Here is a 1,057-nt window from a genome sequence, read left to right as displayed (position 1 = left end):
CTCCGCCTTTGCCCGACGCAACAGCAATGATGTTTTTCACATTGCTCAGACTCTTCAGATTATTCTGAACTTCATGAGTAACAATTTTCTGAGCAATATCGACACTCACTCGGTCAACACCATCCAAATCCTCAAGCTGCGTCTCAAGAATCTGTCGTATGGCACCATGCAAGCCAGAACAGGCATAAGGCAATTCAAGCTTTAGTTGCACAGCGCTCTCTATCACATCTACAGATTTCACCGCCCCCATATCGTACAAGTTCTGTTGTAAATAAGGGTCAATGTACTGTGCAATTGCTTCTTGAAGCCCGGCTTCACTCACTTGACTCATGCGCTCTCCAGTCCAGTAAAAAGTTTGAAATCGTAAAATTAAATACGCGAATCTGAAGGTTAAATCGTGGCAATTCCCCGAAATTCAAGTTCATTCCATGCAATCTAAGCATAGAACGCGAAGAAAGATGAAAAACATTGCTTGGACGAGTATCATAACGCCGCATTTTAGGGTGTTGAGCCGCTTTTGCCGTTTCAATGCCCATTCGACTAAGTTCTTACTGCCAATCGCAACATTGAGAGATTTAAGTAGTGCGCAAAATTCTGGTAACCAGTGCTCTTCCCTACGCCAATGGCCCCATTCATCTGGGACACCTGCTCGAATATATTCAAACGGATATATGGGTTCGTTTTCAGAAGTCCCGTGGCGAACAATGCACCTATGTATGTGCCGATGACGCCCATGGCACGGCAATTATGTTGCGCGCAGAGAAGGAGGGTATTACACCCGAGCAACTGATTGATCGAGTAAATCAGGAGCACCAAAAAGACTTTGCCGGATTTTCCGTTGGCTTCGACAATTATTACTCAACGCATTCACCAGAAAATAAAGCGTTTGCAGAATCTATTTATACTGCGCTTGATAACAATGGAAAGATTGCCCGCCGTAGCATTACGCAAGCCTTCGACCCTGAGAAGAACCTGTTCCTAGCTGATCGGTTCATTACAGGCACTTGCCCCAAGTGTAAAACAGAAGATCAATACGGTGATAATTGCGAGAGTTGCG

Annotated in this window: 2 protein-coding genes; one reads left to right on the top strand and one right to left on the bottom strand. The window is 44.8% G+C overall.

The window, feature by feature from the left end; translation table 11 throughout:
• Positions 1-331 (bottom strand): iron-sulfur cluster assembly protein (locus A3750_RS00945; protein WP_156498282.1); only part of this gene is annotated, 331 nt, incomplete at its 3' end.
• A 251-nt stretch (positions 332-582) separates the two neighbouring features.
• Here A3750_RS00945 and A3750_RS00935 point away from each other — a divergent pair.
• Positions 583-1,057 (top strand): class I tRNA ligase family protein (locus A3750_RS00935; protein ID WP_156498281.1); only part of this gene is annotated, 475 nt, incomplete at its 3' end.

Source organism: Oleiphilus sp. HI0079, from assembly GCF_001635105.1.
This window is presented reverse-complemented; position numbering and strand designations above follow the sequence as displayed.